Annotated in this window: 22 protein-coding genes and 1 pseudogene; 7 read left to right on the forward strand and 16 right to left on the reverse strand. The window is 70.7% G+C overall.

The genetic code is table 11. The features are described from left to right. Positions 1 to 85 precede the first annotated feature (85 nt). Positions 86 to 562: a TIGR00725 family protein gene (locus ADL25_RS06775; protein WP_059126721.1), complete on the forward strand. Its 477-nt coding sequence runs from the start codon at positions 86 to 88 to the stop codon at positions 560 to 562. Here the strand turns inward: ADL25_RS06775 and ADL25_RS51790 are convergent. The 5 genes from ADL25_RS51790 to ADL25_RS06795 form a co-directional block, all read right to left on the reverse strand. Further along, positions 543 to 1,022 (reverse strand): N-acetyltransferase, encoded by a 480-nt coding sequence (locus tag ADL25_RS51790; protein ID WP_324614038.1) that lies wholly within the window; start codon positions 1,020 to 1,022, stop codon positions 543 to 545. The genes ADL25_RS06775 and ADL25_RS51790 overlap by 20 nt on opposite strands. Then, positions 1,007 to 1,495 carry a hypothetical protein gene (locus ADL25_RS51795; RefSeq protein ID WP_319114254.1) on the reverse strand — a complete coding sequence of 163 codons (489 nt, stop codon included), beginning with the start codon at positions 1,493 to 1,495 and terminating at the stop codon, positions 1,007 to 1,009. The genes ADL25_RS51790 and ADL25_RS51795 overlap by 16 nt, the downstream gene beginning before the upstream one ends. 116 nt (positions 1,496 to 1,611) lie before the next feature. Beyond that, positions 1,612 to 2,832 carry an ornithine--oxo-acid transaminase gene (gene rocD / locus ADL25_RS06785; protein ID WP_059126722.1) on the reverse strand — a complete coding sequence of 407 codons (1,221 nt, stop codon included), beginning with the start codon at positions 2,830 to 2,832 and terminating at the stop codon, positions 1,612 to 1,614. Then, positions 2,829 to 3,641: a dimethylargininase gene (gene ddaH, locus ADL25_RS06790; RefSeq protein ID WP_059126723.1), complete on the reverse strand. Its 813-nt coding sequence runs from the start codon at positions 3,639 to 3,641 to the stop codon at positions 2,829 to 2,831. The genes rocD and ddaH overlap by 4 nt, the downstream gene beginning before the upstream one ends. A gap of 121 nt (positions 3,642 to 3,762) precedes the next feature. Further along, positions 3,763 to 4,266, reverse strand: a complete 504-nt coding sequence (locus tag ADL25_RS06795; protein WP_059126724.1) for an Lrp/AsnC family transcriptional regulator — start codon at positions 4,264 to 4,266, stop codon at positions 3,763 to 3,765. A 77-nt stretch (positions 4,267 to 4,343) separates the two neighbouring features. Between ADL25_RS06795 and ADL25_RS06800 the strand changes: the two genes are divergently transcribed. The 4 genes from ADL25_RS06800 to ADL25_RS06815 are packed head-to-tail and all read left to right on the forward strand — an operon-like array spanning position 4,344 to position 8,394. Further along, positions 4,344 to 5,102 (forward strand): LytR/AlgR family response regulator transcription factor, encoded by a 759-nt coding sequence (locus ADL25_RS06800; RefSeq protein WP_059126865.1) that lies wholly within the window; start codon positions 4,344 to 4,346, stop codon positions 5,100 to 5,102. An 11-nt stretch (positions 5,103 to 5,113) separates the two neighbouring features. Continuing rightward, entirely contained in the window at positions 5,114 to 5,470 is a 357-nt protein-coding gene (locus ADL25_RS06805) for a hypothetical protein (RefSeq protein WP_059126866.1), read from the forward strand. A 9-nt stretch (positions 5,471 to 5,479) separates the two neighbouring features. After that, positions 5,480 to 7,192 carry a cation acetate symporter gene (locus ADL25_RS06810; RefSeq protein WP_059126725.1) on the forward strand — a complete coding sequence of 571 codons (1,713 nt, stop codon included), beginning with the start codon at positions 5,480 to 5,482 and terminating at the stop codon, positions 7,190 to 7,192. Continuing rightward, the gene (locus ADL25_RS06815; RefSeq protein ID WP_059126726.1) at positions 7,189 to 8,394 is read left to right on the forward strand and encodes a sensor histidine kinase; all 1,206 of its coding nucleotides are present in this window, start codon (positions 7,189 to 7,191) and stop codon (positions 8,392 to 8,394) included. Before ADL25_RS06810 ends, ADL25_RS06815 begins: the two co-directional genes overlap by 4 nt. 3 nt (positions 8,395 to 8,397) lie before the next feature. Here ADL25_RS06815 and ADL25_RS47935 read toward each other — a convergent pair whose 3' ends face one another. The 5 genes from ADL25_RS47935 to ADL25_RS06835 all read right to left on the reverse strand — a co-directional run bounded on the left by ADL25_RS47935 (position 8,398) and on the right by ADL25_RS06835 (position 13,202). Beyond that, positions 8,398 to 8,556, reverse strand: a complete 159-nt coding sequence (locus ADL25_RS47935) for a hypothetical protein (RefSeq protein WP_107116531.1) — start codon at positions 8,554 to 8,556, stop codon at positions 8,398 to 8,400. Between the two features lie 350 nt (positions 8,557 to 8,906). Next, on the reverse strand, positions 8,907 to 9,857 hold the full coding sequence (locus ADL25_RS06820; RefSeq protein WP_059126727.1) for a cytochrome c oxidase assembly protein: 951 nt from the start codon (positions 9,855 to 9,857) through the stop codon (positions 8,907 to 8,909). A gap of 101 nt (positions 9,858 to 9,958) precedes the next feature. Next, positions 9,959 to 10,984: a 6-phosphofructokinase gene (locus tag ADL25_RS06825; RefSeq protein ID WP_059126728.1), complete on the reverse strand. Its 1,026-nt coding sequence runs from the start codon at positions 10,982 to 10,984 to the stop codon at positions 9,959 to 9,961. Between the two features lie 231 nt (positions 10,985 to 11,215). Continuing rightward, positions 11,216 to 11,944, reverse strand: coding sequence for a type 1 glutamine amidotransferase (locus tag ADL25_RS06830; protein WP_059126729.1), 729 nt, complete (start codon positions 11,942 to 11,944; stop codon positions 11,216 to 11,218). 19 nt (positions 11,945 to 11,963) lie between these two features. Further along, positions 11,964 to 13,202, reverse strand: coding sequence for a MurT ligase domain-containing protein (locus ADL25_RS06835; RefSeq protein WP_059126730.1), 1,239 nt, complete (start codon positions 13,200 to 13,202; stop codon positions 11,964 to 11,966). Positions 13,203 to 13,344: 142 nt separating this feature from the next. Here ADL25_RS06835 and def point away from each other — a divergent pair, with 142 nt between their 5' ends. Then, on the forward strand, positions 13,345 to 13,905 hold the full coding sequence (gene def, locus ADL25_RS06840) for a peptide deformylase (RefSeq protein WP_059126731.1): 561 nt from the start codon (positions 13,345 to 13,347) through the stop codon (positions 13,903 to 13,905). Between the two features lie 72 nt (positions 13,906 to 13,977). Here def and ADL25_RS06845 read toward each other — a convergent pair whose 3' ends face one another. Next, positions 13,978 to 14,622, reverse strand: coding sequence for a TetR family transcriptional regulator (locus tag ADL25_RS06845; protein WP_059126732.1), 645 nt, complete (start codon positions 14,620 to 14,622; stop codon positions 13,978 to 13,980). A 189-nt stretch (positions 14,623 to 14,811) separates the two neighbouring features. Between ADL25_RS06845 and ADL25_RS06850 the strand changes: the two genes are divergently transcribed. Next, entirely contained in the window at positions 14,812 to 16,038 is a 1,227-nt protein-coding gene (locus ADL25_RS06850; protein ID WP_059126733.1) for an acyl-CoA dehydrogenase family protein, read from the forward strand. Here the strand turns inward: ADL25_RS06850 and ADL25_RS06855 are convergent, their stop codons facing one another. From ADL25_RS06855 to ADL25_RS06875, 5 genes and pseudogenes are all read right to left on the reverse strand, one after another. Continuing rightward, complete coding sequence (locus ADL25_RS06855; protein WP_107116532.1) at positions 16,039 to 16,596, reverse strand: cupin domain-containing protein; 558 nt, start codon at positions 16,594 to 16,596, stop codon at positions 16,039 to 16,041. It lies immediately after the preceding gene. Between the two features lie 14 nt (positions 16,597 to 16,610). After that, positions 16,611 to 16,910, reverse strand: a complete 300-nt coding sequence (locus tag ADL25_RS06860; protein WP_059126735.1) for a hypothetical protein — start codon at positions 16,908 to 16,910, stop codon at positions 16,611 to 16,613. A gap of 35 nt (positions 16,911 to 16,945) precedes the next feature. Then, positions 16,946 to 18,025, reverse strand: a pseudogene (locus ADL25_RS06865) (type III polyketide synthase); the annotation flags it as partial. Positions 18,026 to 18,270: 245 nt separating this feature from the next. After that, entirely contained in the window at positions 18,271 to 18,501 is a 231-nt protein-coding gene (locus ADL25_RS06870; protein ID WP_059126737.1) for a DUF6213 family protein, read from the reverse strand. A gap of 25 nt (positions 18,502 to 18,526) precedes the next feature. Continuing rightward, positions 18,527 to 19,912 carry an NADP-dependent succinic semialdehyde dehydrogenase gene (locus ADL25_RS06875; RefSeq protein WP_059126738.1) on the reverse strand — a complete coding sequence of 462 codons (1,386 nt, stop codon included), beginning with the start codon at positions 19,910 to 19,912 and terminating at the stop codon, positions 18,527 to 18,529. Positions 19,913 to 19,964 lie beyond the last annotated feature (52 nt).

Consider the following 19,964-nt stretch of genomic DNA (forward strand, 5'->3'; position numbering starts at 1 on the left):
GGCACCTTGCGGGACCGGGGCCCCGGTGAGGCTGTGGGCCGTGGCGGTCCGCCGGGCGTAACGTGCCCGCGGGAGGTGGGCCGGCATGGCGGTGCAGGTGGCGGTGTGCGGGCCGGCGCGGTGCGGCGAGCGGGAGTGGGACCTCGCGCACGAGCTCGGCCGGCTGCTCGCCGAGCGCGGAGCGGTGGTGATCTGCGGTGGGCACGGCGGGGTGATGGCGGCCGTCGCGGCGGGCGCACGGTCCCGCGACGGTCTGGTGGTCGGAGTGCTGCCGGGCGCCGATCGCACGGGTGCGGGGCCCGATCTGAGTGTCGCGATCGCCACCGGTATGGGGCAGGCGCGCAACGCGGTCATCGTCCACAGCGGGGACGCCGTCGTCGTGGTCGGCGGATCCTGGGGGACCTTCTCGGAGCTGGCGCTCGCGATGCGCCGGGGCGGTGTGCCGGTGGTGCAGCTCGGCGACGGCTGGCGTCCGGTGGACGCCGACGGCCGGGATCTGCCCGGCGTCGCTTGTGCGCGGACGCCCGCCGAGGCCCTCGACCTCACCGGGCTGTGGCCCTGACCGGCAGTTCGACCTGCCAGGTGTGCACGGCGTAGTGCAGGGTCATGCCGTGGCGCATATACAGCCGCAGCGCCTCGGAGGTGTTCTGCGTGTCGACGCCTAGGCCCACCGTGTCCCGTCCACGGGCCGCGAAGGCGCCGAAGGCGTGCCGTAGCAGGTGGCTGCCGATCCCGCGGCCCCGGGCCGCCTCCAGGACGCCGAGATGGCGGATCCAGCCCATGCTCGTGTCGTCGTTCCTCGCCATGAGGACGCCCGCGTCGCCGAGGCCGGCCAAGGAGGCGATCCACACCAGTGACCAGTCGGTCCGGTCGCTGCCGAGACTCGCCAGCCACTCTTCGTAGGGGCGCGGGTGGTACTCGAAGTGGTCGGCGAAGGCGGCGTCCAGCAGTTCGTGCACACGCCGGCGGTCGGCGTCCGTGCGGCACTCGCGCAGCGTCACGCCCGTCACCGGGTCGGGCACGGGCAGCGGGTCCCCGTCCGCCGACAAGGGGCGGTGAGCACGTTGAACCGCCGTATCACCCGCCAGCCGCGGGCGTCGAGCAGCGTCGTGTCCAGGGTGGGGGAGGAGTTGAGGTACAGGTGCACCACGGCGCTCGGGACACCGTTCTCCGCGGCCTTCTGCGCCGCCCGGTCCTCCATCAGCTCCAGCAGCCGCCGGCCCGCCGCGTCCTCGTCGGGAAGCGTGTACAGGTCGACGTCGATCCGCTCTCCTCGGGCCACGTCCCACAGCAGTCCGTAGGCCACGAACCGGCCGTCCCCGTCGACCCCGACCCATGAGTCCCGCGCGAGGTCGACCCCCGGACGCCGCAGATCGGACTCGACGGTGTGCGGATCGGTCTCCGGCCGCCCGATCTCGGCCAGATCGACGGCGTTCAGGAGTTCGCACAGGCCGGTGACGTCGTCGAGGGCGGCCGGGCGCACGGTGAGAGTCATCCGCTCACTGTCGGGGAACCGTCCCGGGCGCCGCAACGGGATATGGGCGCGCCCGGGGCCAGTACGCGGGCACGGCGCCCGGGACGGTCGGGTACCGCCCGGGGCGCCGCGTCGGGTCAGGCGGCCAGCGCCTTCTCCAGCGTCTCCAGGGCCGACCGCAGCTCCGCGTCGGTGATCGTCAGCGGCGGGGCCAGGCGGATCGTGGAACCGTGGGTGTCCTTGACCAGGATTCCCTCCCGCATGAGCCGCTCGCTGATCTCGCGGCCCGTGCCGATCGCGGGGTCGACGTCGACACCGGCCCACAGCCCGCGGGCGCGGAAGCCGACGACGCCCTTGCCGACGAGCGCGGCGAGCCCGTCCCGCAGCACCACGCCGAGCTCGGCCGCCCGCCGCTGGAACTCGCCCGCCTCGAGCAGGCCCACCACCGCGGAGCCCACCGCCGCCGCCAGCGGGTTCCCGCCGAACGTCGAGCCGTGCTCCCCGGGCCGCAGCACGCCGAGGACGTCCCGGCGCGCCACCACCGCGGACACCGGCACGATGCCGCCGCCGAGCGCCTTGCCGAGCAGCACGACGTCCGGTACGACCCCTTCGTGGTCCACGGCCAGCGTGCGGCCGGTGCGGCCGAGGCCCGACTGGATCTCGTCGGCGATGAACAGGCACCCCGCCCGGCTGGTGAGGGCACGCACCCCCGCGAGGTATCCCTCGTCGGGGATGACCACGCCCGCCTCGCCCTGGATGGGCTCGATCAGCACGGCCGCCGTCGTGTCGTCGACCGCCGCCTCCAGCGCGGGCAGGTCGTTGTACGGAACGATCCGGAAGCCCGGTGTGAAGGGGCCGAAGCCCGAGCGTGCCGTCTCGTCCGTGGAGAAGCTGACGATCGTCGTCGTGCGGCCGTGGAAGTTGCCGGACGCCACGACGATCGTCGCCCGGTCGGCCGGGACGCCCTTGACCTCGTACGCCCACTTGCGGGCCACCTTGACCGCGCTCTCCACCGCCTCCGCGCCCGTGTTCATCGGCAGCACCATGTCCTGGCCGGTGAGCGCGGCCAGGGACTCGGCGAACTCGGCGAGCTGATCGTTGTGGAAGGCGCGCGAGGTGAGGGTCAGCCGGTCCAGCTGGCGGTGAGCCGCCTCGATCAGCACCGGATTGCGGTGCCCGAAGTTGAGGGCGGAGTAGCCGGCGAGCATGTCGAGGTAACGGCGGCCCTCGACGTCCTCGACCCAGGCGCCCTCGGCGCGGGCGACGACCACCGGAAGCGGGTGGTAGTTGTGCGCGAGGACCGGCTCCTCGGCACGGATCAGCTCGGCGGACGAGCGGGTACGGGCGGGTGCGGTCATGGACGGATCTCCTGAGTGCAGCACTTGATGCCGCCGCCGGCCTTCTGGAACTCCGACAGGTCGACGGGGACGGGGTCGTAGCCGTGCTCGGTGAGCCGGGCGGCCAGCGCCTCGGCCTTCGGGGCGATGAAGACATGGCGTCCGTCGGAGACGGAGTTGAGGCCGAAGGCCATGGCGTCGTCGTGGGTGGCGAGCACCGCGTCCGGGTACAGCCGGGCGAGGACCTCGCGGCTGCCGGGGGAGAACGCCTCGGGGTAGTACGCGATGTTGTCGTCGTCGAGGACGAACAGCGCCGTGTCCAGGTGGTAGAAGTACGGGTCGACCAGGGTCAGGCTGATCACCGGGTGCCCGAAGAACTCCTGGACCTCGCGATGCGCCTCGCGGGTCGTACGGAATCCGGTGCCGGCGAGCACATAGCGGCCCGTCCACACCAGGTCGCCCTCGCCCTCGCAGACGGACTCGGGGCGATGGACGCTGTAGCCGGCCGCCTTGAACCACGTCTCGTAGTGAAGGGACTCGGGACGCCGCTCGGGCGCGTGGAACAGGGAGCCGAAGACGCGGCCGTCGACGACGACCGCGGAGTTGGCGGCGAACACCATGTCCGGGAGACCGGGCACCGGCTCCAAGGTGTCCACGGTGTGGCCGTGGTCGCGATAGACGTGGATCAGCGACTGCCACTGGTCCCGGGCCAGATCCACGTCCACCTGCAGGTCGGGATGCATCCAGGGATTGATCGCGTACTGCACGGCGAAGTGTCTGGGTTCGCAGACGAGGAAGCGCCGTCGCCGCGGCACACGGATGTCGGGCACAGAGGGGTTCCTCCGCTTCCTGGGGCGTTGACTGGGTGAGACCAAGGTAGGAAGCGGCGGGGATGGCCGACAAGCAAGGATGGCTGCGCGTCGACGCATGAATGATGCGTCTTCGGGCTGGTCAGCGCACGTCTGCTGCGCTGTCGGGGGCGACGTTGCTCGCGCCCGCCTCAGGGCTCTCCGGGAGCAGATGGGACAGTACCATCACGCTGATCGTCTTCCGGATGAACGGCTCCGTGCGGATGCGTTCCAGCACCTCCTCGAAGTGCTCCACGTCCCGCGCCCGCACGTGCAGCAAGGCGTCCGCGCCGCCCGTCACAGTCATGGCGGCCGTGATCTCCGGATGGTTGCGCACGACCTCCGCCAGCCTGCGGGGCGGCGCCGCGCCCTCGCAGTACACCTCGACGTACGCCTCCGTGCGCCAGCCCAGCGCCGACGGCTTGACCGTGGCCGTGAACCCGGTGATCACATCCGTCTCGCGCAGCCGGTCGACCCGGCGCTTGACCGCTGTGGACGACAGGCCGACGGCAGCGCCGATCTCGGCGAAACTGGTCCTGGCATTCGCCATCAGAGCGGTGACGATCTTCCGGTCGAGCTCGTCGAACGGCGCTGGCCTGCTGTTCATGCGGGCACTGTATCCAGCGAGAACGTCCATGCTGCGCACATGTCCACACGTGCGGAATGCTCCTACACTCCACGTTCATGCTGCGCGCCCTCGCCGTCGACGACGAACGCCCCTCTCTCGAGGAGTTGTTGTATCTGCTGCACGCGGATCCGCGGATCGGGAGCGTGGAGGGCGCGAGCGACGCGACGGAGGCGCTGCGCCGTATCAACCGTGCCCTGGAAACAGGGCCTGCCGGCCCCGACGCGATCGACGTGGTCTTCCTCGACATCCACATGCCGGGACTCGACGGCCTCGAGATGGCCCGGCTGCTGACCGGGTTCGCCCGGCCGCCACTGGTGGTGTTCGTCACCGCCCACGAGGGATTCGCCGTACAGGCCTTCGACCTCAAGGCGGTCGACTACGTCCTCAAGCCGGTGCGCCGCGAACGGCTCGCCGAGGCCGTGCGCCGGGCCGCGGAACTGAGGGAGGCCACGCCGCTGATACCCGTGCACGAACCCGACCCGGACCACATATCCGTGGAGCTCGGCGGTGTGATGCGGTTCGTGCCGGTCGAGGACATCACCCACGTGGAGGCGCACGGGGACTACGCCCGCCTGCACACCGCCCACGGCAGCCATCTCGTCCGCATCCCGCTGTCCACCCTGGAGGAGCGCTGGCGTACGCGCGGGTTCGTCCGCATCCACCGCCGCCACCTCGTCGCCCTGCGTCATGTCGACGAACTCCGCCTGGACGCGGGCACGGTGAGCGTCCTCGTCGCCTCGCTCGAACTCCAGGTCAGCCGGCGTCACGCCCGTGAGCTGCGGGACCTGCTCATGCGCCGGACCACCGGCCGGTGAGGGGCAACGGCGTGCCCCAGGACCCCACCGAACGGCGTGTCGTCGTCACGGGTCCGCCCCGGCGTACCCGCAGGACCTCCGGGTACTACCGGCCGCGTACCGAGATCGACGAGCAGACCACGCTCGGCCACACCTATGTCCGCTCCCTGATGCGCAGTCAGCTGAGGGTGGCCGTCGTCGTGTTCACCGTGCTGGTCCTCCTGGTGGGGCCACTTCCCCTGGTGTTCGCCACCACTCGGAACGCGGGCTTCGAATGGGTGGTGCTGGGATTCTGCCTCTACCCGGCGCTCGTCCTGCTCGCCCGCTGGTACGTGCGCCGCGCCGAGCGCAACGAAAGAGACTTCGTCCGGCTCGTCGAGGACCGCTGAGGGACCGTCGTGAACCAGAACTACGTCGTTCCCGCGGTCGCCCTGGTCGTGCTCGCCACGGTCCTCGTCGGCGCCTTCGGGCTGCGGATCTCCCGCACCACGTCCGACTTCTACGTCGCCTCCCGCACGGTCGGGCCCCGTCTGAACGCCGCAGCGATCAGTGGTGAGTACCTCTCCGCCGCCTCCTTCCTCGGCATCGCGGGTCTTGTCCTCGTCCAGGGCCCCGACATGCTCTGGTACCCGGTGGGCTACACCGCGGGCTATCTCGTCCTGCTCCTGTTCGTGGCCGCCCCGCTGCGCCGCTCCGGTGCCTACACGCTGCCGGACTTCGCCGAGGCCCGGCTGGCCTCGCATCCCGTGCGCAGACTCGCCGGGGCCTTCGTCGTGGGCGTCGGCTGGCTGTACCTCCTGCCCCAGCTCCAGGGCGCGGGTCTCACCTTGACGGTGCTCACGGGTGCGCCCGACCCGCTCGGCGGGATCATCGTGGCGGTCGTGGTCGTCGCGACCGTCGCCGCCGGCGGTATGCGCAGCATCACCTTCGTCCAGGCGTTCCAGTACTGGCTCAAACTCACCGCTCTGCTGGTGCCCGCGCTCTTCCTGGTGCTGGCCTGGCAGGGGGACGGCGCACCGCGCGGCGCCTTCGCCGAACCGCCGGCCTTCCGTGACCACCGCGTGGTGCGGATCGACGAGAGCCTCGATCTGAAGCTGTCCCGCCGGCTGGACGTCACGGCGACGGGCGCGGTCGACGGCCGGCGGTACACGGAGCAGCGCGTGGACCTGGCCCCGGGCGTCCACCACGTCGAACGCGGTACCCGGCTCGCCTTCGGCAAGGGCGACCGCGTCCCCGTCGCCGACGGCGGTGACAACAGCGACATGTCGACATCCCCGGAATCCGGCAGCGAGGAACGCCCGCTGTACGCCACGTACGGACTGATTCTCGCCACGTTCCTGGGCACCATGGGGCTGCCGCACGTGGTGGTCCGCTTCTACACCAGCCCCCACGGTGTCGCAGCCCGGCGCACCACGGTCGCCGTGCTCGCCCTGATCGGCGCCTTCTACCTCCTGCCGCCCGTCTACGGGGCTCTCGGGCGGCTCTACGCCCCCGAACTCACCCTCACCGGGGACGCGGACGCCGCGGTGCTGCTGCTGCCCGACCGGATGATCGGCGGAATCGGCGGGGACCTGCTGGGCGCACTGGTGGCGGGCGGGGCGTTCGCGGCCTTCCTGTCCACGGCGTCGGGACTGACCATGGCGGTGGCGGGAGTGCTCACCCAGGACGTACTGCCGTCGCGGGGCGTACGCCACTTCCGGCTCGGCACGCTGCTGGCCATGGCGGTGCCGCTGGCGGCGAGCGTCCTCGTCGGAGGGCTCCCCGTCGCCGACGCGGTGGGGCTCGCGTTCGCCGTGTCCGCGTCGTCGTTCTGCCCGCTGCTCGTCCTCGGCATCTGGTGGCGCCGGTTGACCCCGCCCGGGGCCGCTGCGGGCATGCTGGTCGGGGGCGGTTCCGCGTTCGTCGCCGTCACGGCGACGATGGCCGCCTATCCGGGCACCGGGACCCTGCACGCCCTGCTCGCCTGGCCCGCGCTCTGGTCGGTGCCGCTCGGATTCCTGACCATGGTGCTCGTGTCACTGGCGACGCCGGGGCGGGTGCCGGCCGAGACGGACGCGATCCTGGCCCGGTTCCATCTGCCCGAGGAACTGCGGGCGGAGGTGAAGGCGTGAGCGGATTCCTCGCGGGCCTGTGCGTGGCCGTGCTCCCACTGCTCGCCGCCGGGTTCTGGCTGGGGCGGCGCACCGCGCGCCCGGAGAGCCTCGGCGGGCTCGGCACACCCGTCGAGCACGCCACCTTCCAGACCCTGCACACGGCTTCCCTGGCGGCTCCGCCGCTGCGTGCGGGGCTCACCGAGGAGACGGCCCGCAAGTCCGCACGCCGGCTGCGCACACTGCTCGGCACGGACGCGCTGTGCCTCACCGACAGGGAGGCGGTGCTGGCCTGGGACGGTGCCGGGGAACACCATCGCGACGAGGTGCTGGGCCGGCTCGTCGGCCCGCTGGAGATCGGCCGCGGTGAGGCCTTCCGCCTGCGGTGCGACGAGCCGGACTGCCCACTGCGCTGGGCCGTCGTCGCCCCGCTCACGGTCGACGACCGGGTGCACGGCGCGCTGGTGGCCTGCGCGCCCCGGGAGTCCGCCGTGCTGGTCCGGGCGGCCGCCGAGGTCGCGCGCTGGGTCTCCGTGCAGCTGGAGCTGGCGGACCTCGACCAGTCCCGAACGCGGCTGATCGAGGCCGAGATCAAGGCCCTGCGCGCGCAGATCTCCCCGCACTTCATCTTCAACTCGCTGGCCGTGATCGCCTCGTTCGTACGCACGGATCCCGAGCGGGCCCGAGAGCTGCTGCTGGAATTCGCCGACTTCATCCGCTACTCCTTCAGAAGCCGCGGCGACTTCACCACGCTCGCCGACGAACTGCACGCCATCGACCACTACTTGGCGCTGGTGCGGGCCCGCTTCGGCGACCGTCTCTCGGTCACCCTTCAGATCGCCCCCGAAGTGCTGCCGGTCGCGCTGCCCTTCCTGTGTCTTCAGCCGCTGGTGGAGAACGCCGTCAAGCACGGCCTGGAGGGGACGGCCGACAAACGGCACATCAGCATCACCGCGCAGGACACGGGCGCCGAGGCTCTGGTCGTCATCGAGGACGACGGCGCGGGCATGGACCCCGAACTGCTGCGCCGGATCCTCGCCGGAGAGATCAGCCCGTCGGGCGGCATCGGCCTGTCCAACGTGGACGACCGGCTGCGCCAGGTGTACGGCGACGACCACGGGCTCGTCATCGAGACCGCGGTGGGTGCAGGCATGAAGATCACCGCCCGGCTGCCCAAGTACCAGCCGGGGGTGCACTCGGCGGGTCGGTTCCCCCGGCAGTGACCCTCAGGAATTGCGGGTGGCGACCATGCCGAGGGTGATCAGGCCGAGCACGATCCAGCCGAACCACAGCCAGCCGTTGCCGCCGAGCGCCACCGTGTAGGCCGTCACCACCACGAGCCCACCTACGGTGAGCACCCCCATCGCCTTTGTGGAACCGGGCATCGCAACACCCTCCTCATGGTTCGTCGCCTTCCATGGTGCCTCCCGTTCTGCCTGCGCACGGTGCAGACGACCAGATGAGTTCCGGACTTCCAGGCAGCTCCGCCCGTCCACGGGGCCGATTCGTGGCGGGACGGGTCATAGCCGCTGGTCGTGGTTCCCCCGCAGGACACCAGCCGCGCCACCCGCAGCGCCGGGAGGTCCAGGCAGTCCCGCTACTGCATGTGGCCCTGTCGACGAACGGCTGCGCTGCGGATCTCCGCGAGCCTTTCCCGGATCTCCTGCGTCCGCCGCGCGCACTCGGCGCGCCCCCGGAGTCGTGCCTCCTCGGCGGACGTGTGGGACACCAGGATTCAGTTGCCGCGTGCGTTGAGTGAGGCGAGATAGGCGTTGTACGCCTCGAGTTCCTTGTCGCCGTCGCGGTCCGCGGCCCGGTCCATCCGCTTGGCCTGCCGCTGTTCGGAGCCGTACCACTGGAAGAGGAGGGCCAGGAGGACGAGCACCGAGGGGACCTCGCTGAACGCCCAGGCGATGCCGCCCGCCGAGGTCTGGTCGGCGAGCGCGTCGATGCCGAGGGAGGCGGGCGGGTGTTCGTAGGTGGTGACCATCGGCGTGGAGGCCATCATCAGCGCGATTCCGAAGAACGCGTGGAACGGCATGCCCGCGAACAGCTCCAGCATACGCATCAGATGGCCGGGGCGGTGCGGCCCCGGGTCGATGCCCATGATCGGCCAGAAGAACACCAGGCCGACGGCGAGGAAGTGCACCATCATCGCGATGTGCCCGGCCTTGGACTCCATCAGGAAGTCGAACAGGGGGCTGAAGTACAGGCCGTACAGGCTGGCGATGAACAGCGGGATCGTGAAGGCCGGGTGGGTGATGATCCGCATGTAGCGGCTGTGCAGCAGCATCAGCAGCAGTTCGCGCGGACCCGTGCGGTCGCGGCCCGCGGTCGGCAGCGCGCGCAGCGCCAGGGTGATCGGCGCGCCCAGCAGGATCAGGATCGGGGCGAGCATGCTGATCACCATGTGCTGCACCATGTGCACGCTGAACATGACCATGCCGTAGTCGTTCAGCTTCGTGCACATGGACAGCATCACCATCAGCACGCCGACGGTGTAGGCGATCGTGCGGCCCACGGGCCACTTGTCGCCACGCCGGACCAGCCGTGCGACACCCCAGCCGTACAGTGCGAGCCCGGCCAGGCAGGCGACGAGGAAGAAAGGGTCCGTGGACCACTCCAGACCCCGTCCCAGCGTGAACGGCGGCAGATCCGTGGTCATGCCGTGCCCGCTGTGATCCATCCGCCGGCTCCTGATTCGTGGGGGTGTGCGCTGTCTGTCCGCACCAGAGTAGAACCGCCCCCGGTCGCGCTCGCGACCGGGGGCGGCTGGGACCGCGGTGTCTACAGGACGGTCTCGGCCTCGGTGTAGCGCTCGGACGGCACCGTCTTCAGCGTCTCCACGGCCTCGGCGAGCGACACCATCAGGATGTCTGTGCCGCGCAGCGCGGTCATCTTTCCGAACTCGCCGCGGTGCACCGCCTCGACGGCGTGCCAGCCGAATCGGGTGGCGAGCACGCGGTCGTAGGCCGTCGGGGTGCCGCCGCGCTGGACGTGCCCGAGGATGACGGGACGGGCCTCCTTGCCGAGCCGCTCCTCCAGCTCCACGGAGAGCTGGCGCGCGATACCGGCGAAGCGCTCGTGGCCGTAGACGTCCTTGCCGCCCTCGTCGAAGACCATGGTGCCCGGCTTCGGCTTGGCGCCCTCGGCGGCCACCACGATCGCGAACCGCTTGCCCGCGTCGAACCGCTCACCCACCCGGGCGGCCAACTCCTCGATGTCGAAGGGGCGTTCCGGAACGACGATCGCGTGGGCGCCGGCCGCCATGCCCGAGTGGAGCGCGATCCAGCCGGTGTGCCGGCCCATGACCTCGACGATCAGTACCCGCTGGTGGGACTCGGCGGTGGTCTTCAGCCGGTCGAGGGCGTCGGTCGCCACGCCCACGGCCGTGTCGAAGCCGAAGGTGACGTCCGTGACGGCGATGTCGTTGTCGATGGTCTTGGGCACGCCGACGATCGGCAGACCGTTGTCCGACAGCAGCCGGGCCGCCTTGAGCGTGCCCTCACCGCCGATCGGGATGATGGCGTCGAGACCGAGCTCCTCGACATGGCCCCTGGCCCGCTCCACACCGTCCCGCAGATGCTCGGGGCGGACCCGGGAGGAGCCGAGGATGGTGCCGCCGCGAGCCAGGATGCCGCTCACCGCGTCGAGGTCGAGCTTGAGGTAGTCGCACTCCAGGAGGCCCTTCCAGCCGTCGCGGAAGCCGATGACCTCGTCGCCGTGGTCGACGACGGCGCGGTGCACGACGGACCGGATGACGGCGTTCAGGCCGGGGCAGTCACCGCCGGAGGTGAGGACACCAATGCGCATAGCCCGAAATACCTTCTCCACGTGGGCCGGGGACCGGACCACGCTGTCCGGTTCGATCCCTGCCAGCCTACCGGCGGAGGGGTGTGGGGCCGCACCGTGCGTCCGCCTGCTGGACGCACCCGCTCAGCTGTGCGGACAGACCGTCAGACGGGCCGGTCCCGCCCGTCGGCCCGGCCGGCGCGCACGCCCTCGGGCCGTTTCCGGGCCGGCGGGACAGGGCCTAGGCGCGGCCTAGGCGGGCTGCTCGGCCGACGCGATGCGCTCGGTGCGCAGGGCCTCGTACCAGCGGTCGTCGACCGGCGGCAGCGCGTTCACGTCGAGCGCCAGTTTCAGCAGCATGTCCGCGATCAGCGGGTTGCGGGCGAGGACGGGCCCGTGCATGTACGTGCCGAAGACCGTGTCGTTGTACGCGCCCTCCGTGCCGTCGCCCGTGCCGTTGCCCCGGCCGAGCCGTACCTGTGCCAGGGGGCGGGCGGTGGGACCGAGGTGGGTGACGCCCTGGTGGTTCTCGAAGCCGGTGAGCTGGGGCAGGCCGAGGCGCGGGTCGATGTCCGCGAGCACGTCGCCGACGCACCGCTCGCCCTCGCCGCGCACCGACACCACGTCGAGCAGGCCGAGACCCGGTTCACGCTGTCCGAGATCGTTGACGAACTCGTGGCCGAGGATCTGGTAGCCCGCACAGACCGAGAAGACGATCGCACCGTTCTCGACGGCCCGGTACAGGCCGCCGTCGCGGCGCAGCCGCTCCGCCGCGAGCCGCTGCGGACGGTCCTCACCGCCACCGATCAGGTAGATGTCGCCGGAGGTGGGGATGGGCTGGTCGCTGCGTACGTCCAGGCGTGCCACGTCGAGTCGGCGCTGACGGGCCCGGCGCTCCACGACGAGGGCGTTGCCCTGGTCGCCGTAGGTGCTGAGCAGGTCCGGGTAGATCCACACCAGACGCAGGCTGTTGTCACTCATCGAAGATCGTCCTTAGTCGTCAGTTGCCGACGCGGCGGCGCAGGTCCTGGAAGGCCGTGTAGTTCGCGATGACCTCGATCCGGCCGGGCGGTGCCTGCTGGACGGCCTGGTCGAGGTTCTCGCAGACCTGGAAGGACTGGTTCGCGACCTCCAGGCGCACGGCGAGGTCCAGCTTGCGGTCGCCGATGACGAAGATCGGGTGGCCGGTCAGCCGCGTGTAGTCGACGTCCCACAGCCAGGAGGTGTCGGTGCCGTCCGCGCCGCGGGCGTTCACCGAGAGGATCACCGGGGTCGGCGGCGGGTCGATGAGCGAGAAGGTCTCCAGCCAGCCGGCCGGGTTCTTCGCGAGCAGCAGGCGCAGGTCGCGGCCCTGGAACTGGACGACGTCGTAGCGCCCGGCCACCGCCTGGACCTGGTACATGCGCTCCAGGGCGACCTGCGGGGGCACGCCGAAGACGGCGGCCACCGCGGCCGAGCTTGCGGCGTTGGCCTTGTTGGCCCGGCCCGGCAGCTGGAGGTGGATCGGCCAGGCGGAACCGTGCGGGTCGAGGACGTGGTCGCCGGACAGCGCCCAGGACGGGGTCGGCCGGCGGAAGCCGCACTCGCCGCAGTACCAGTCGTCGCCGGGGCGCTGCATCACACCGCCGCAGGAGGGGCAGGACCAGGCGTCGTCCTTCCACATCTGCCCGGCGGCGACCCAGACCACGTTGGGCGAGGAGGAGGCGGCCCAGACGACCAACGGGTCGTCCGCGTTGGCGACCACGACGGCCTTGGAACCGGCAAGGCCCTCGCGCCAGTTCTCGGCGAGCATGCGGGTCTCCGCGGCGCGGTCGAGCTGGTCGCGGGAGAGGTTGAGCAGCGCGATGCACTTCGGGTCGGTGTCCCGGGCGACGCCGGCGAGGTACTTCTCGTCGACCTCGATGACGCCGAACTTGGCGTCCGAGCCGCCGGCCAGCGCCGAGGTGATGCCCGCGGGCATGTTGGCGCCGAGCGCGTTGGACACGACCGGGCCCGCGGCGCGCAGCGCCTCGGCGATCAGCCGGGTGGTCGTGGTCTTGCCGTTGGTGGCCGAGACCAGGATCACGTCCAGGTTCTGGGCCAGCCGGGCGAGCAGGTCGGGGTCGAGCTTGAGTGCGACTCGGCCGCCGATCACCGATCCGCTTCCGCGTCCGGCGGCGCGAGATGCCGCAGCGACCGCCCTGCCCGCGGTCACGGCGAGCTTGGCCCGCGGCGTCAGCGGGTCCGAGTTGTCTGCCATCAGTTCTCGATCCTCCTTGCATACGGCGCCGCGCCCTGTCCCGGCAACGTGTGGACCTCAGCCTATCGAGATCCGTTCACGCACCCGAATCGTGGCACCACGCCGACGTTCGCGCCGCCTTGAGGACCGTACCCTTGCCGCCATGCGACATGGCTCGATCCCGGGCGCCCGAGGGCGCGTGAGGCCCGTCACCCTGCTCGGTGAACCGGTGCTGCGCAACCCCTGCGAGCCGGTCACCGGCTTCGGCCCCGAACTGGCCCGGCTCGTCGAGGACATGTTCGCCACGATGTACGCCGCGCAGGGGGTGGGGCTGGCGGCGAACCAGATCGGCGAGCCGCTGCGGGTGTTCGTGTACGACTGCCCCGACGACGAGGACGTCCGCCATCTGGGGCACGTGGTGAACCCGCGGCTGGTCGAGGCCGACGGAGTGGTGCTGCGCGGCCCCGAGGGATGTCTTTCGCTGCCGGGCCTCGAAGCGGGTACGGAGCGGTACGACCATGCGGTCGTCGAGGGGTTCACGGTGGACGGCGAGCCGCTCACGGTGCACGGCACGGGGTGGTTCGCCCGGTGCCTGCAGCACGAGTGCGACCACCTGGACGGAGGCCTGTACGTCGACCGGCTCGACGGCCGCCGGCAGCGCCGGGTGATGCGGCAGGCGGCCAGGGCGTCCTGGGGCGGCCGGGCCGCCGCCGGGCCCCGTTAGCGGCGCCGGTCCGTGCCGATCGTCCTCGCGCGGGTGCGCCCGGCCCCGGCAGAGCCGTCGCCGGGCGCTCGCTCAGAACCCCGGGCCGCCCACGCGGTCCCCGGCGGCGGCCAGCCGGCCCCACAGCAGGTCCGCCAGGCTACGCACCAACTCGGCGCGGGAGCAGGGCCGCTCGCCGAGCCACCAGTCGCCGGCCGCGTGCATCATCCCGACGATGCCGTGTCCCCAGACCCGAGCGAGCTGGTGGCTGCCCGGCCCGAGGTCCAGCCGTTCCTCGATGAACACGGCCAGCTCCTCACCCATCCGGCGCAGTACCGGGATGGAGTGCCGGCTCGTGTCGAAGCCCTGGTCGCTCGGCGTACCGCCCTCCGCCGGATGCATCAGGAAGCGATAGACCTGCGGACGGGCCTCGATCGCCGCGAGATAGGTGTCCAGCGTGGCCTCGACCCGCTCCCTTCGCTCGGCCGGGGCGTCCAGTGCCGCCCGCAGCGAGTCGAGGAGCGCGTCGGTGTGGCGTTTGGCGAGAGCGGCGTACAGGCCGCCCTTGTCGCCGAAATGGCGGTAGAGGATCGGCTTGGTGATGCCTGCTTCGGCGGCGATGGCGTTCATCGAGGCCCCTGGGCCGTCGCGCAGCACCACCCGGTCGGCGGCCTCCAGCAGCTCGCGCCGTCGGCGGTCGGCGGACCGCTGCTGATCGGCCCGCTGCGTGGTCTCCATGATCTCTCCCCACCCGTGCTGTATCGGTGACGCCTGCGCAAACTAACACTGAAAGGCAGGTCGGTATCGAACGAGCTGCCGACCACCCGCCGAAGACCCTCGGCTCCGGCCGGGGAGTTGACTTTCCTACTGGTGAGTAACAGACTGCGGTTACCGCAAGTAACAGCTTAGCGCAGCGCTGGAGGGGACATGGCCGAGTTCACCATGGAGCTCAACGACGAACAGAAGGAGGTCCGGGACTGGCTGCACGGCTTCGCGGCCGATGTGATCCGCCCCGCGGCCGCCGAATGGGACGAGCGTGAGGAGACTCCCTGGCCGGTCATCCAGGAAGCCTCGAAGGTCGGCATCTACTCCCTCGACTTCTATGCCCAGCAGTACTTCGACCCCACCGGCCTCGGCATCCCCGTGGCGATGGAGGAGCTGTTCTGGGGTGACGCGGGCATCGCCCTGTCCATCGTCGGCACCGGCCTCGCCGCCGTCGGCGTCCTCGCCAACGGCACCGAGGAGCAGATCGGCACCTGGATCCCCCAGATGTACGGCGACCCGAACGACGTCAAGGTGGCAGCCTTCTGCTCCTCGGAGCCCGATGCCGGCTCCGACGTCGGGTCCATGCGTACACGCGCCGTGTACGACGAGGCCAAGGACGAGTGGGTGATCAACGGCACAAAGACCTGGGCGACCAACGGCGGGATCGCCAATGTCCACGTCGTCGTCGCGGTCGTCGACCCCGAGCTGGGCTCCAAGGGCCACGCGTCCTTCATCGTCCCGCCGAACACGGCGGGCCTCGCCCAGGGCCAGAAGTTCAAGAAGCACGGCATTCGTGCCTCGCACACCGCCGAGGTGATCCTCGACAACGTGCGTGTCCCCGGCTCCTGCCTGCTCGGTGGCAAGGAGAAGCTGGACGAGCGGCTCGCCAGGGCCCGGGAGAAGGCGAAGGCGGGCGGCGAGCGGGTGAAGAACGCCGCCATGGCCACGTTCGAGGCGTCCCGTCCCGCCGTGGGCGCGATGGCCGTGGGCACCGCCCGTGCGGCCTACGAGGTGGCGCTGGACTACGCGAAGACACGCGAGCAGTTCGGGCGGCCGATCATCGACAACCAGGGCGTGGCCTTCCAGCTCGCCGACATGCGCACGCAGATCGACGCGGCGCGGCTGCTGGTGTGGCGGGCCTCGTGGATGGCGATCAACGGCAGGCCGTTCACGGCGGCCGAGGGCTCCATGTCGAAGCTGTTCGCGAGTGAGACGGCCAAGAAGGTCACCGCCCAGGCGATCCAGATCCTCGGCGGCAACGGCTACACGCGCGAGTACCCGGTCGAGCGGATGCACCGCGACGCCGGCATCTACACCATTTTCGAAGGCACGAGCGAGATCCAGCGGCTGGTGATCGCGCGCACCCTCTCGGGGCTGCCGATCCGCTAGTCAACGGTGTCTGAGCGGCGTCAGCTGCTCGATGTCGTACCGCCTGCGCAGCTCCTCGATCGCCTCGTGGTCCGGTGGTCCTTCCTGCCCCAGGATCTCCAGCAGCTCCTCGAAGTACCGTTCGTGATCGGGCGGCGGGGAGGCCTGGAAGAACATCTTCGCCGGGGTCTCCGTGGGGTTCGCGAAGGCGTGCGGGCACCCCGGCGGGACGACGATGATCGTGCCCGGGGTCGCCCGCACCACCCGGGTGCCCGAGCGGGACTCCCACTTCTGCCAGTGGTCGGGGGTCCGCACGCGCGGTTCGAAGGCGAGCACGTCCAGCTCGCCTTCGAGGACGTAGAACAGCTCCTCGCTGCGTGTGTGCACATGTGCGCCGACGTCGAACCCCGGCGGCACGATCACCTCGAACGTGGACGCCGTGCGCGAGTGCGAGCCCGTCACCTTGAACGTCACGTGCTGGGCCGGTGTGCGCACCACGCGTCCGTGGCCCGGCGGCACGAGCAGCCCTTCGCTCGCCCTGGCCTCGTCGCCGGCACCCGTGCCCTCGGTCGCCGCCATTCCTTCGGTCGTTGTCATGAGCGGCTCACCACACGACGGCGCCGGGCCGCGGCGCGAAGTGGGCGGGGGAACCCGGTGGATTGCCGGGCCGCCACCGGCTCGCGGCTGAAGCGGGGGTCGTTCGCGACCGTACGTACGTCGTCGTAGCCCGTCATGAGCCAGTTCCAGCCCTCATCCTGGGACAGTTCGAACGGGGCGACCGGGCCCTTGTGCATCAGCTCGGCCGGCGCCGGGTCGAAGTCCACACCGGTCAGTTCGGCGGCGGGCCAGGAGCGGACCGGCGGCAGGGTGCCGTTGATCGTCCCTTCGGTCATCTCGCGCCGCCTCACTGTCCGTGTCGGTGGTCGTCTCACTTGGATCCGTTGGACCCGTTGGCCGAGATGTGCCAGCGGCCCAACGCCATCTCCGCGGTGATGCCCGGTCCGAAGCCGGCCAGCAGACCGCGGGCCGAGTGCTCGGCGCCGCCCGCCTCGAACAGCCGGCGCAGGGCGTCCAGGACGACCGCGCTCGCGATGTTGCCGTACTCGGTGAGCGTGGCCCTGCTGAACCGGAAGGCATGGGGCGGCACCTGCAGAAACCTGCACAGGTCGTCCAGGATGCGCGGGCCGCCCGCATGGACGATGTAGAAGTCCAGGTCGGAGGCGTCCCAGCCGTGCTGTCGCGCCAGTTCCTTAAGGGCCGGGGCGAGCGGTTCCATCGTGGTGGGAACCCGTTTGTCCAGCAGGAAGTGGAATCCGGTGGCCCGGACGTCGTACGCGATCCACTCCTCCGTCTTGGGGATCAGGTACGAGCCGTTGCGCTCCAGTTTGATGCCGGTGCCGCCCTTGCCGCGTACGACCGCCGCCGCGATGCCGTCACCGAACAGGCCGTTGGACAGCAGTGAGCCGACGCCCAGGTCGGTGGGCTGGTAGCACAGCGAGCAGAACTCGCAGGCCACGATCAGCGCGTTGGCGTCGGGGTACGCCGTGCAGAAGTCGTGCGCCCGGTTGATGGCCGCGCCGCCGGCGGCACAGCCCAACTGGGCTATGGGTATCTGCCGGGTGTCGGTCTCGAAGTCCATCGAGTTGATCAACCACGCGGTCAGCGAGGGCATCATGAAGCCGGTGCACGACACGTAGATGATCACGTCGATGTCCCGGGTGAGCAGTTCGGCGTCGTCCAGGGCCTGCTGGACGACCGCGGGCACACGTGCTTTCGCCTCGGCCTCGTAAAGGTTGTTGCGCTCCTCGAACCCGGGGTGCTTCAGCGTCTCCTCGATGGGCTGCACGATGTGCCGGGTGCGGACCCCGGTGTTCTCGATCAGTCGCAGTGCCAGCGGGAGTTGGGGGTGGTCGGGGTGGCGGGTACGCGCGAGTTCGAGCGTCTCCTCCATCGTGATCACATATTCCGGAACGGAGACCGCAGGTCTGCACAGAGTCGCCATGGAGCGCGCCTTCTTTCGCCTTGGCGGGGGACTTGGCTCCCCCGGCGGAAGGGGTGTTCACCCGTCTGCGGGTGCCCACCCACGATCACCCGGTGGCCCGGGGATATCTCGTCGGCCTACTCCACTTCAGCGACAAACGCAGAGTGAACGAATAATCACTTTGTGTGATGATGGCAGGTGAGGGCTGGTCTCCGGACGAAGTGCGGGACCGTGCGGGCAAGCGGCGCCACGGCCGCCGCTCTCCTGTGTTCCTAGCGGCGTGAACTGTGCGCGATGCAAGCCACGTCGATCCGGTCCGCCAACTTCGCGAGTTCGATGGTCAGCGTCGCCACCGTGTCCTCGTCCAGCCCCTCCTCGCCGGCCTCGACCAGGCGCACCCACCGGCCGCCGAGCGTACGCAGCAGCTTGCTGACGTCGGCGGCGGCCACCTGCAACGTGCCGTGGTCGTCGACGATCAGAGGGAGGGTCACTTCGCGGTTCACAGAGGGGATCGTAACCGCGGAACCCTCACGCTCCGTGCCATACCGTGGTGATGTTGCAGAACTCGCGGATTCCGTGCTCGGACAGCTCCCTGCCGTACCCGGAGCGCTTGACCCCGCCGAACGGGAAGGCGGGATGGGATGCCGTCATCCCGTTGACGTACACGCCGCCCGCCTCGAGATCCTGTACAAAACGGTCGAGTTCGACGCCGTTGTGCGTCCAGACGTTGGAACTCAGTCCGAACGGCGTGTCGTTCGCCACCGCCACGGCCTCGTCGAGGTCCGCGACCCGGTACAGCGTGGCGACCGGGCCGAACGCCTCCTCCTGGTGGATGCGCATCCGGGGGGTGATGCCGGCGAGGACCGTCGGCGGGTAGAACCAGCCCGGCCGGTCCGGGCGCTCACCGCCGCACAACACCTGCGCGCCCGCCCCGACCGCGTCCTCGACGAGTTCCTCCAGGTCCGCGCGGCCCTGCTCGGTGGACAGCGGCCCGACGTCCGTCTCCTCCTCCATCGGGTCGCCGACCTTCAGCGCCGCCATGCCGGCCGCGAACCGCTCGGCGAATGCGTCGAACACGTCCGTGTGCACGATGAACCGTTTGGCCGCGATGCACGACTGCCCGTTGTTCTGCACCCGTGCCGTCACCGCGACCTCGGCGGCGCGGTCGAGCTCCGCCGAGGGCATGACGATGAACGGGTCGCTGCCGCCCAGCTCAAGGACCGTCTTCTTGACCTCGTCCCCGGCGATCGCGGCGACGGAGCGGCCCGCCGGCTCGCTGCCGGTGAGGGTCGCGGCCTTGACCCGCGGGTCGCGCAGCACCCGTTCGACGGCGCCTGAGCCGATGAGCAGGGTCTGGAAACAGCCTTCGGCGAAGCCCGCCCGGCGCAGCAGGTCCTCGAGGTAGAGCGCGGTCTGCGGGACGTTCGAGGCGTGCTTGAGCAGCCCGACGTTGCCCGCCATCAGTGCGGGCGCCGCGAACCGGATCACCTGCCACATGGGGAAGTTCCACGGCATCACGGCGAGCACCGGGCCCAGCGGCCGGTAGCGCACGAGCGCCCAGGAGGCACCCGAGTCCTTCACGTCCCGCTCCGCCGGTTCCTCGTCGGCGAGCAGTCCCTCCGCGTGCTCGGCGTACCAGCGCATCGCCTTGGCGCACTTGGCGGCCTCGGCACGGGCCTGCTTGATCGGCTTGCCCATCTCGGTGGTCATCACCCGCGCGATGTCCTGCTGGTCCTCGTCGAGCAGGTCGGCCGCCCTGTTCATGCGCAGCGCGCGTTCGGCGAACGTCGTCGTACGGTGACTGCGGTATGCGGCATCGGCGGTGGCGAGCCGTCGCTCGATCTCCTCCTCGCCGAGGGCGTCGTACGTCTTGAGCGTCTCGCCGGTCGCCGGGTTCACGGTGGCGATGGGCATGGCTGACCTCCTGAGAACAGGCTTTGTTCCGACCTTCCCGCGCGACGGCGGC

Source organism: Streptomyces sp. NRRL F-5122 (assembly GCF_001507435.1).
Lineage (GTDB): Bacteria > Actinomycetota > Actinomycetes > Streptomycetales > Streptomycetaceae > Streptomyces > Streptomyces lannensis.

Excerpts from the sequence above, each read along its gene's own strand:
- ADL25_RS06775 (WP_059126721.1), top strand. The coding sequence starts at position 86 with ATGGCGGTGCAGGTGGCGGTGTGCGGGCCGGCGCGGTGCGGCGAGCGG.
- ADL25_RS51795 (WP_319114254.1), bottom strand. The coding sequence starts at position 1,495 with ATGACTCTCACCGTGCGCCCGGCCGCCCTCGACGACGTCACCGGCCTG.
- rocD (WP_059126722.1), bottom strand. The coding sequence starts at position 2,832 with ATGACCGCACCCGCCCGTACCCGCTCGTCCGCCGAGCTGATCCGTGCC.
- ADL25_RS06795 (WP_059126724.1), bottom strand. The coding sequence starts at position 4,266 with ATGAACAGCAGGCCAGCGCCGTTCGACGAGCTCGACCGGAAGATCGTC.
- ADL25_RS06800 (WP_059126865.1), top strand. The coding sequence starts at position 4,344 with ATGCTGCGCGCCCTCGCCGTCGACGACGAACGCCCCTCTCTCGAGGAG.
- ADL25_RS47935 (WP_107116531.1), bottom strand. The coding sequence starts at position 8,556 with ATGCCCGGTTCCACAAAGGCGATGGGGGTGCTCACCGTAGGTGGGCTC.
- ADL25_RS06820 (WP_059126727.1), bottom strand. The coding sequence starts at position 9,857 with ATGGATCACAGCGGGCACGGCATGACCACGGATCTGCCGCCGTTCACG.
- ADL25_RS06825 (WP_059126728.1), bottom strand. The coding sequence starts at position 10,984 with ATGCGCATTGGTGTCCTCACCTCCGGCGGTGACTGCCCCGGCCTGAAC.
- ADL25_RS06830 (WP_059126729.1), bottom strand. The coding sequence starts at position 11,944 with ATGAGTGACAACAGCCTGCGTCTGGTGTGGATCTACCCGGACCTGCTC.
- ADL25_RS06835 (WP_059126730.1), bottom strand. The coding sequence starts at position 13,202 with ATGGCAGACAACTCGGACCCGCTGACGCCGCGGGCCAAGCTCGCCGTG.
- def (WP_059126731.1), top strand. The coding sequence starts at position 13,345 with ATGCGACATGGCTCGATCCCGGGCGCCCGAGGGCGCGTGAGGCCCGTC.
- ADL25_RS06845 (WP_059126732.1), bottom strand. The coding sequence starts at position 14,622 with ATGGAGACCACGCAGCGGGCCGATCAGCAGCGGTCCGCCGACCGCCGA.
- ADL25_RS06850 (WP_059126733.1), top strand. The coding sequence starts at position 14,812 with ATGGCCGAGTTCACCATGGAGCTCAACGACGAACAGAAGGAGGTCCGG.
- ADL25_RS06855 (WP_107116532.1), bottom strand. The coding sequence starts at position 16,596 with ATGGCGGCGACCGAGGGCACGGGTGCCGGCGACGAGGCCAGGGCGAGC.
- ADL25_RS06860 (WP_059126735.1), bottom strand. The coding sequence starts at position 16,910 with ATGACCGAAGGGACGATCAACGGCACCCTGCCGCCGGTCCGCTCCTGG.
- ADL25_RS06875 (WP_059126738.1), bottom strand. The coding sequence starts at position 19,912 with ATGCCCATCGCCACCGTGAACCCGGCGACCGGCGAGACGCTCAAGACG.